The 9807-nt window shown below is 61.5% G+C and carries 10 protein-coding genes; 6 read left to right on the top strand and 4 right to left on the bottom strand.

Annotation, left to right across the window (positions count from 1 at the left end; genetic code table 11):
• Together EPO09_RS06010 and EPO09_RS06005 are read right to left on the bottom strand one after the other, a co-directional pair.
• The coding region (locus tag EPO09_RS06010) for an L-serine ammonia-lyase (protein WP_290641193.1) at positions 1-970 on the bottom strand (970 nt) is incomplete at its 3' end.
• Positions 971-1117: 147 nt separating this feature from the next.
• Positions 1118-1999 carry a metal-dependent hydrolase gene (locus EPO09_RS06005; RefSeq protein ID WP_290641191.1) on the bottom strand — a complete coding sequence of 294 codons (882 nt, stop codon included), beginning with the start codon at positions 1997-1999 and terminating at the stop codon, positions 1118-1120.
• A gap of 207 nt (positions 2000-2206) precedes the next feature.
• Here EPO09_RS06005 and EPO09_RS06000 point away from each other — a divergent pair, with 207 nt between their 5' ends.
• Together EPO09_RS06000 and EPO09_RS05995 are read left to right on the top strand one after the other, a co-directional pair.
• A complete protein-coding gene (locus EPO09_RS06000) occupies positions 2207-3139 on the top strand; it encodes an SDR family NAD(P)-dependent oxidoreductase (RefSeq protein ID WP_290641189.1) in 933 nt (310 codons plus the stop codon).
• A 96-nt stretch (positions 3140-3235) separates the two neighbouring features.
• Positions 3236-5290: a hypothetical protein gene (locus EPO09_RS05995; protein ID WP_290641187.1), complete on the top strand. Its 2055-nt coding sequence runs from the start codon at positions 3236-3238 to the stop codon at positions 5288-5290.
• On the opposite strand, the gene EPO09_RS05990 is transcribed toward EPO09_RS05995, so the two are convergent.
• A complete protein-coding gene (locus EPO09_RS05990; RefSeq protein ID WP_290641185.1) occupies positions 5285-5731 on the bottom strand; it encodes an Rrf2 family transcriptional regulator in 447 nt (148 codons plus the stop codon). The two genes, EPO09_RS05995 and EPO09_RS05990, sit on opposite strands and share 6 nt — an antisense overlap.
• Before the next feature lie 4 nt (positions 5732-5735).
• Positions 5736-6857, bottom strand: a complete 1122-nt coding sequence (locus EPO09_RS05985) for an HPP family protein (protein WP_290641183.1) — start codon at positions 6855-6857, stop codon at positions 5736-5738.
• Between the two features lie 179 nt (positions 6858-7036).
• Between EPO09_RS05985 and EPO09_RS05980 the strand changes: the two genes are divergently transcribed.
• The 4 genes from EPO09_RS05980 to groL form a co-directional block, all read left to right on the top strand.
• Positions 7037-7378 (top strand): zinc ribbon domain-containing protein YjdM, encoded by a 342-nt coding sequence (locus EPO09_RS05980; protein ID WP_290641181.1) that lies wholly within the window; start codon positions 7037-7039, stop codon positions 7376-7378.
• 23 nt (positions 7379-7401) lie between these two features.
• Positions 7402-8019 (top strand): methyltransferase domain-containing protein, encoded by a 618-nt coding sequence (locus EPO09_RS05975; protein ID WP_290641179.1) that lies wholly within the window; start codon positions 7402-7404, stop codon positions 8017-8019.
• 213 nt (positions 8020-8232) lie between these two features.
• Positions 8233-8523 (top strand): co-chaperone GroES, encoded by a 291-nt coding sequence (gene groES / locus EPO09_RS05970; RefSeq protein ID WP_290641177.1) that lies wholly within the window; start codon positions 8233-8235, stop codon positions 8521-8523.
• A 61-nt stretch (positions 8524-8584) separates the two neighbouring features.
• Positions 8585-9807 (top strand): chaperonin GroEL (gene groL / locus EPO09_RS05965; RefSeq protein ID WP_290641175.1); only part of this gene is annotated, 1223 nt, incomplete at its 3' end.

The following is a 9807-nucleotide window of genomic DNA, read 5'->3' as shown; positions in this document are numbered from 1 at the left end:
GCAGGAAGCTCATCACGCCCTGTTCAGATGCGCCGGGCACAAAGCGCCAGTAGTAGTGCAGCACGGCGGGCACGATGCCAGCGGCACCGTTGGTTGGTGCTGTGACCACGCGGCCACCGGCTGCGTTTTCTTCGTTGACGGCCAGGGCGAACAGGTTGACCCAGTCCATCACATGCAAAGGGTCGTGCGTGACGTTGGTGGCCGTGAGCCTGGCATGCAAGCCCGGGGCGCGTCGCGTGACCTGGAAGCCGCCTGGCAGCACACCGCCATGCTCGCATCCACGTTGTACGCAGGCTTGCATTGCATGCCAGATTCGCATCAGGCCTTCATCGATCTGTGTGTCGTCGCGCCAATGGCGCTCGTTGCGGCGCATGAGTTCGGCCATGCTGATGCCGTGTTGTGCGGTCAGCGCCAGGAGGTCCGCGCCGCTGTGGAAAGGCAGAGGCAGTACATCGGCATCCGGGGCGATTTGCTGCTGTCTGCTGGTGTCATCCGCCGCTTCCTGGCTGAGCACAAAGCCGCCGCCCACCGAGTAATACACGGCTTGCTGCAGCAGTTCACCCTGCCCATCGAAAGCAGAGAAGCGCAAGCCGTTGGGATGAAAAGGCAGTGACTGCTGGGGAATGAAGAGCAGGTCTTGCTCCTCGTTGAAATGCACCTCGTGTGAACCCAGCAAAGGCAGGCTGCTTTCACGCCGCACGTTGGCGATCAACTGATCAATGTCATCTACCGGCACGGTGTCGGGGTCGTGCCCCATGAGCCCGAGCAGCACAGCCTTGTCGCTGCCATGCCCATAACCCGTGGCGCCCAGCGAACCGTAAAGCTCGATGCGCAGCCGGCGCACGGCGTCAAGCTGCGCAGATGCGAGCAGGCGATGGGCAAAGAGCTTGGCTGCCCGCATCGGGCCTACCGTGTGCGAGCTCGATGGGCCGATGCCCACCTTGAACAGGTCAAATACCGAGACAGCCATGGGGCCCCCGTCCGAGTCGCTTCATCTTCGCGCTGTTGCCGCGCGTGCAACAAGAAGGGTTCGCCCTAGATGCGTCATTCAAGGCGTAGAGAAATGCACACAGGCCGCACTTTGGCGGCCTGTTGGTGCTTTACGGCTAAGGATGGATCAGCGTGCGGCCTGGAACAGCGCTGCACCTGCACGCATCGGATCGCCCGTGGATTCGAAGGTGCGCACCCACACCGGGTAGCTGTGGATGACCTTGTGCTGCCAGGGGTGGAAGCCAGGCTTGTAGTACTCCATCAGCTTGAGCGTGTTGCGTGCGAACAAGCCGCCTGGGCCATACAGCCACCAGGCACCCTTGGCGCACATCACCATGCGCTGGCCAAACGAGAAACCATCGCCCTTGAGCAGCAGATTGGTCAAACGCATGCTGTCGACCACCACCTTGTAGAGCGCGTGGGTCATGGCCATGCAGCGCTTGAAGTAGCCCACCTTGGCCACTTGCTGCATCACGTCGAAGGCCACGGCCTTGTGCTCCATCTCTTCGATGGCATGCCAGGCCCACATGGCACGCACGTTCTCGTCGGCTGGGGCCATCACGTCCTTGGTCTCGAACAGCATCTGGGCCATCATGGCCGTGAAGTGTTCGAAGGCGGCGGTCAGGGCCAGGTTGTATTCAGCCGAGTAAACGCGGTTGTACTTGTCGAACAAGGCTTTGGCATCCACCAGGATCTGGTCCACAGCCACGCCTTGCTTGCGCAGCAGGTCGTTGTAGTGCGTGTGCGCGATGCCGTGCTGGCCTTCCTGGCGGATGAAGTTCTTCACGTCCTCGGCCATCTTCGCATCGGTGATCTGCTTGCGGAAAGCGCGCACGCTGGTGATGAAGTAACGCTCGCCATCGGGGAAGGCGGCCTGCATGCCGTCGAACAGACGGGTCTGGAAGGCCTTGCCGCCAAACCACCAGCGAGGTGTCTTCTCGTCGAGCTTGAAGTCGAGCTTTTCGCGGGGAACGATCTCGCCTGGGGCGTTTTTCTTGAAGTCGCTCATGTGGGGATGTCTCGTTGGTAACTGTTTGATACGAGTTTACGAAGAAGTTGATCGGTTGACGTATACGTCAATGCGACAACAAGGCATGGATGGCGACAAGGCGGGAAGCGATCGCGAAATCCTCACGGAACGCGTTTCAGGGTTTTCACGGGGGATTCGGATCCCGCATGATGTGGGCTGTGTTGTCCAACCCAAGCTGAGAGAAACATGAGCGCAGACATTCGATTTGACGGGCGCGTGGCCATCGTGACAGGCGCAGGTGGTGGCCTGGGCCGCAGTCACGCACTGCAACTGGCTGCCCGTGGCGCCAAGGTGCTGGTCAATGACCTGGGCGCTGCGCGCGATGGCTCCGTGCCTGGCGCGGCGGGCGAATCGGCGGCTGACAAAGTCGTGGCCGAAATCCGCGCCGCCGGCGGCGAGGCGCTGGCCAATACCGGTTCGGTAACGGATCCGGTTGCCGTGCAGGCCATGATCGACCAGGCCATGGCGGCCTGGGGCCGGGTGGACATCCTGGTCAACAATGCCGGCATCCTGCGGGACAAGAGTTTTTCGAAGATGACGCTGGATGACTTCCGCTTGCTGGTGGATGTGCACCTGATGGGCGCTGTTTACGGCACCAAGGCCGTCTGGGAGATCATGAAGGCGCAAGGTTATGGCCGCATCATCTTCACAACATCCTCGTCCGGCCTGTACGGCAACTTCGGGCAGGCCAACTACGGTGCGGCCAAGATGGCCCTGGTCGGCCTGATGCAGACCCTGGCGCTGGAGGGCGAGAAGTACAACGTGCGGGTCAACTGCCTGGCGCCCACGGCGGCCACGCGCATGACGCAAGACATCATGCCGCCCGAGGTGCTCAAGATGCTGACGCCTGAGAGCGTCACGCCCGGCGTGTTGTTCCTCGCCAGCGAGCAGGCGCCGACGCGCGCCATCCTGAATGCCGGCGCAGGTGTGTTCGCTGCGGCGCACATCACTTTGACCGATGGCGTGCTGATCGGTGTGGGCGCCGACGCGCCAGAGCAGGTGGCAACCCAATTTGCACAGATCAATTCGCAGCATCACGAGACGGTGCCTGGCAGTGGCCTGGCCCAGTCCCAGCAGGAAATTGCCAAGGTGATGGCGAAGCTGGCGTCAGGCGGCTGAAGCCCCGCTTTATCCAGCCTTCGGTGGGAGGCGCAATCCAGACAATGACATGGACCCTTGCCAAGGGTGCGTCCATTTCATTTTCGAGGTTGTGCCATGCAAACACCGTTAACCCCCAAGCGCTCGCCGCTCATGGCCTGGGTGTGTGGCTTTGCCGTGGCGCTTGCGTTGACGGCCTGTGGCGGAGGCGGCGGGGGCGGTAGTTCGACCTCGTCGGGCGGATCTGGCAGTGGTAGCGGCGGTGGCAGTTCAATCAGCGGCCCCGTGACCCTGTCCGGTGTGGTCGCAACGGGCACGCCCTTGATCGGTGCTGTGGTGACGGCACTGGACGCCACCGGCGCGAGTTGCGGTTCAACCAACACGGCGCTGGCAGATGGCACGTACAGCCTGGTCTTGAGTTGCTCCTCTCCCACCTTGCCCTTGTTCGTTGAGGTGACTGGTGTGGACATGGGTGGCACGCCTGTGGCCTTGCATTCCGTTGTGCAAACGGTGGTCAGTGGCGTGGCCACGCGCACGATTGCCAACATCAATCCGCTCACCAATGCCGTGGTGGCCTTGTTGATGGGGGGCGACCCAACGCCGTTCTTCCAGTCTGGCAAGGCTGCCGCCACCGGCAGCGCATCCGTTCGCACGGCCCGTTGGTCCTTGCTGGGTAGCAGTGCTTCCCTGACCGTGGCCAGCGACTTCGTCAAGACGGTGATTCGCTCGAACCTCAACGATGCACGGTTGACCAACGCCGCTTTGGTCGATTTTTTCAGCGACGCCACCTTCAGCCCCGACAAGACCGGCCTGGATGCCGTGATCGAGAGCCTGCGAATCCAGTTCAGCCGCAACAACCTCAGTGAGGAGTTGCTGCAACTGTCCAACCGTTTGCTGCAGCCTTGCAATCCCAGCACGGCTTGCAGTCCTTCGACCAATCTGGGTAGTCCTGAAGTCGTGGTCAACCTGGCCACCGCACGCACCAGCCTCAATGCGGCGACACCCGCTGTTGCGTCAGCCGCCACCATCACCACGATCAAGACCACGACCAGCACATCGGCATTGATCACGACCTTGAGCGGGCTCGAAACCATTCGCGCCAAGATCAACGAGAACCTGCGCCCCACGATCACCGCGGCGGAGCTGGCTACGCTGGACATTGCCACCAACAAACCCTTGTTTGCCAGTACCTTCGTGCAGCAAGACGGTTTGAACGCCTTGTCTGTCGGCACCGTGCTGGCAGGCTACGGCGCCAGCGGCTACCAGTTGTCTTCGTTCATGGTGCTGGGCTGCATGGACTATCCCTTCGTGGCGCGATGCACCAAGGTCAGGGTGTCTGCGCTGGTTCGCGATGGCTCTGGCAACATCCAGGCGGTGTTCGAGAACGTGGCCAACTATGTGACCACCACGAGCAGTTGGTCCTTCGTGGGCAACAACAGGCAGACCGCCTGGTCCATCAATCCCGCTTCCTGGCTTTATCTCAATGGCGATGGCAGTGCCTTGCCAACCTCACCAACCGCGCCCAACCCAGGGCTGGGTCTCTTGACCTTGATTCAAGCCTCAGATTCGGTCACCCCCATGATCGCCGACGTGGTGGCGCCTTCGGGTACCTCGCATTTCTACAACTGCGGCATAAGCGCTGCGCCCCTGTGCTTGAGCAGCCAATCCAGTCTGGGTTATGAAACGGGTGATCTGGTGGTGGACTATGTGCTGCCGACCACCAATCACAGCTGGCTGGGCCCCACTGACACTCGCCCCGGTTCGCGATTCCAGATCACGACCACTGGCATCGGCGTGGGCGAGACCAACAGCCAGATCCTGTCGGCAGACTTGCCATCGACCGCCAATCAGAGTGTCTATCCCGTGCCCGATGGCCTGTCGGCCAGCACGCCATTGCTGCAGGCTGATGTGATGAGCGGCATGACCGTGACATGGAGCACATGGGCCGCCGCCAATCCAGGTTTGCGCGTGATTGAAGTGCGTGCCGTCATCACCCGGCCTGCAACCAATGCGCCCACCAAGCAGGTGTTCTCCATCAGCCCGCTGAGCGCCAATCAGGTCATCATTCCCGCGTTCTCCAGCGTGCCCAGTGATGCCGTGGACTACGCGTTGTGGTTGATTGCGCAAGACGCCATGGGGCGGCGCTACATCACCAAGATCCTGGCGCTATGACGCCATCGGCCTGAGCCGGTGCAGCGTGATGATGGCCTCACTCGTGGGCGAGGCCACCGCATCGGCCAGGGTGTGCTTGTCCAGCGTGCCGTAGAAAGCGTCCAGCGCCTGATCCAGCAAGCCCTTGAGCTGGCAATTGCCTCGCAGCCCGCATGGCGGCTCGGCGCAATCAATCAGATCCGGGGAGCGTTCCAGTACGCGGATGATTTGCCCCAGTCGGTATGAGCCGGCTGGCTGCGCCAAGGCCAGCCCACCGCCTTTGCCCCTCGTGGTGAGGATCCAGCCTTGTTGCCCCAGAAAGTGCACCACCTTCACCAGGTGATGGCGCGAGGCGCCGAACTGCTGCGCGATCTCGTTGATGGTGGCCGGTTCGGTGCGGTCCTGATGCGTGAGGTACATCAGTACGCGCAGGCCCAGATCGGTGAAGTGCGTCAGTTGCATGGCTTCACTCTAGCTGATGCAAGGCCCGAACGAAATCCGACTGCGTGATGATGCCCACGATGCGCTTGTCATCATCGATCACGGGGATGTGGTGATGGCCCGCGTCGGTGAACAAAGGCATCAGCTCGATGGCGTGGCGATTGGCGCTGGCCACGCGCACCTGCCGAGTCATGATCTGGCCCACCACTTCAGGCTTGTCGGATTGCAGCAGGCCATCGGGGCGGATGAATTCGCGCAAGCGGGCGGCGAAGCCCTGATGCCCGGTGAGCCCGGCGCTGCGCAGGAAGTCGGCCATGGTGATGATGCCCACGACGCGGCGCGAGCGGTCGATCACCGGCAGGGACTTGATGCGGTGCTGCTGCATGAGGTTCCAGGCTTCTTCCAGTGAGGAGCCAAATTCCACCGTGATCACACCGCGCGTCATCACATCCTGGCAGCGGATGTCTTGCAGGCGCCGGCGCATGCCTTCCATTTCGGCCTCCTGCAACAGAGCCTCCAGGTCATCGCGACTGATGTCCAGCACCTGGTTGTAGCGCGCCAGCACCTTGTCCAGGTCTTCAGATATGAAGCGGGTTTTCTGGCTGCTGGTCTGGGGACGCGGCGCCAACTGCGTGTGAGGGTAGGCGCGACCCGTCATGGCGTTATAGAGCACCCCCACCAGCACCAGCAACAGCGAGTTGATCAGCGCGGCGCCAATCGCAAAGTGCCCATGTGAGGCGTGGGCGAGCACAGCGGTCAACGCCATGGCCCCCCCCGGCGGGTGCAGGCAGCGCAGTGCAAACATCACGGTGATGGCCAGCGCCACGGCCAGGGCACCAGCGGGCACCACATCCGGGATCCAGGTGGCGCAGGCCACACCGACCAAAGCGGAAATCACATTGCCGCCCACGACCGACCAGGGCTGTGCCAGTGGGCTGGCTGGTGCGGCAAACACCAGCACGGCACTCGCACCCAGTGGCGCCACCAGCCAGGCACCCACGAACACCGAGCCTGTGAGCAGGCGGCTGATGCTGGCCGTGAACAGGATGCCCAGCAGCGCGCCAGCGATGGCACGCACGCGTTCTTTGCCATCGACTGCAATCGGGGCCGGGAGGAAGGCGCGCAGCCATTCACGCCAGGCTTGCATGTCGGGCGCCCATCGATTGGCTGTCGGGTCATGTAGAGGAGGGAGCATGAGCGTGGGCCGTACGTGCAATGGGGCGGAATTTTAAGCTGTATTTGTAATGCAACTTATCTTGTGGGGGTAAGCGAAACCGGCGCGGTAGACTCCAAAGGGATCCCGTATATGAACAAGAAAGCATTCCCATGAGTACCTTGCCGTCCTGCCCCCAATGCCAATCCGAGTACACCTACCAGGACGGCGACATGCTCATCTGCCCCGAGTGCGCGCATGAGTGGAGCGCCAGCGCGCCTGCCGAAGCGGTGGCCGAGGCCCGCGTCTGGAAGGACGCCCATGGCAACGTGCTGCAAGATGGCGACTCGGTCACTCTGATCAAGGACCTGAAGATCAAGGGTTCTTCGTCCGTCGTGAAAGTGGGCACCAAGGTCAAGAACATCCGCCTGATCGACGGCGACCACGACATCGATTGCAAGATCGATGGTTTCGGCCCGATGCAACTCAAGACAGAGTTCGTCAAGAAGGCCTGATCGAGATAAAACAGGATCCACCCATGGCAGGCCCCACCGCTGATTTCTGGCAAGAGCGTTTCAACAAGCAGGAAACCGGCTGGGATCGCGGCGGCCCCAGCCCGCAGTTGCTGGCATGGCTGGACAGCGGCGTGCTTCAACCTTGCCGCATCGTGGTGCCCGGTTGCGGGCGCGGCTGGGAGGTGGTGGAACTGGCCCGCAGCGGCTTTGAGGTCGTTGGGTTGGACTACACCCAGGCCGCCGTTGAGCAGGCGCGCGCACGCTGCGCTCAGGAAGGCGTGCAAGCCGAGATCGTGCAAGCCGATGTGTTGAGCTACGCGCCCGATCGGCCTTTTGACGCGGTGTACGAGCAAACCTGCATGTGCGCGCTCCACCCTGATCTTTGGGTGGACTACGGCCGGCAACTGGCCTCGTGGGTACGCCCAGGCGGCAGCCTGTTTGCCCTGTTCATGCAGATCCTGCGCACGGCTGCAACGCAAGAGGGCCAGATTCAGGGCCCTCCCTACCACTGCGACATCAATGCGATGCGGGCCCTGTTGCCCGAGACCGCCTGGCGCTGGCCCAGGCCGCCCTATGCCTGCGTGCCGCACCCGAATCTCGCGGGCGGACATGAACTGGCTGTGCACCTGAGCCGTAGCTGATCAGAAGTGCCAACTTCTACAAACTTCGACAACAGCTGTTTTGTTTGGTCCCCGCCCCCTTGAAACTTTCAGACTCGTCCATATAATCTTTAGCACTCGACACTCATGAGTGCTAACAGTGCGTGTCGGATATGCCTCATATCTGCTTCTAAGTGAGTAAATACTTACTGGGAAGCCATTGTCAAACCGATGTCTCAAGAGACAGGAGAAGTCATGAAACTGCGTCCTCTGCACGATCGCGTGATCGTCAAGCGCCTGGAACAAGAAACCAAGACCGCTTCGGGCATCGTCCTCCCAGACGCCGCCACTGAGAAGCCAGACCAAGGCGAAGTGCTCGCCGTCGGTCCTGGCAAGCGCAATGACAAGGGTGACTTCATCGCCCTGAACGTCGCTGTGGGCGACCGCGTCCTGTTCGGCAAGTACTCTGGCCAGTCCGTCAAGGTCGATGGCGAAGAGCTGCTGGTCATGCGCGAAGAAGATCTGTTTGCCGTCGTCGCCAAGTAATTGGCCCGCTGACGCAAGCAAGACAAGACACCCCCACATTCACTGATTTCGGAGAATTCACATGGCAGCAAAAGACGTCATCTTTGGCGCAGACGCCCGTCACCGCATGGTTGAAGGCGTGAACATCCTGGCCAACGCCGTCAAGGTCACCCTGGGCCCCAAGGGTCGTAACGTGGTGCTGGAGCGCTCGTTCGGCGCCCCTACCGTGACCAAGGACGGTGTGTCCGTGGCCAAGGAAATCGAACTCAAGGACAAGCTGCAGAACATGGGCGCCCAGATGGTCAAGGAAGTTGCTTCCAAGACGTCTGACAACGCTGGCGACGGCACCACCACCGCTACCGTGCTGGCTCAAGCCATCGTGCGCGAAGGCATGAAGTACGTGGCCGCCGGCATGAACCCGATGGACCTCAAGCGCGGTATCGACAAGGCTGTTGCAGCCCTGATCGCCGAGCTGAAGAAGCAATCCAAGCCCACCACCACCACCAAGGAAATCGCTCAGGTCGGCACCATCTCCGCCAACTCTGACGCTGACGTCGGCGAAATCATCGCCAACGCCATGGACAAGGTCGGCAAGGAAGGCGTGATCACCGTTGAAGACGGCAAGAGCCTGAACAACGAGCTGGACGTCGTCGAAGGCATGCAATTCGACCGCGGCTACCTGTCGCCTTACTTCATCAACAACCCTGAGAAGCAAGCCGCCCTGTTGGACAACCCTTTCGTGCTGCTGTACGACAAGAAGATCTCCAACATCCGTGACCTGCTGCCCACGCTGGAGCAAGTTGCCAAGGCTGGCCGTCCTCTGCTGATCATCGCTGAAGAAGTCGAAGGCGAAGCCCTGGCTACTTTGGTCGTGAACACCATCCGCGGCATCCTGAAGGTTGTGGCTGTGAAGGCTCCAGGTTTTGGCGACCGCCGCAAGGCCATGCTGGAAGACATCGCCATCCTGACTGGCGGCAAGGTCATCGCTGAAGAAGTGGGCCTGGCGCTGGACAAGGTCACCCTGGCTGACCTGGGCCAAGCCAAGCGCGTTGAAGTGGGCAAGGAAAACACCACCATCATCGATGGCACCGGTGCTGCTGCCGACATCGAAGCTCGCGTCAAGCAAATCCGCATCCAGATCGAAGAAGCCACCAGCGACTACGATCGTGAAAAGATGCAAGAACGCGTGGCCAAGCTGGCCGGCGGTGTTGCCGTGATCAAGGTTGGCGCTGCCACCGAAGTCGAAATGAAGGAAAAGAAGGCCCGCGTTGAAGACGCCCTGCACGCTACCCGCGCTGCTGTGGA

Origin of the sequence: Aquabacterium sp. (assembly GCF_004297345.1) — a bacterium.
Lineage (GTDB): Bacteria > Pseudomonadota > Gammaproteobacteria > Burkholderiales > Burkholderiaceae_C > Aquabacterium.
This window is presented reverse-complemented; position numbering and strand designations above follow the sequence as displayed.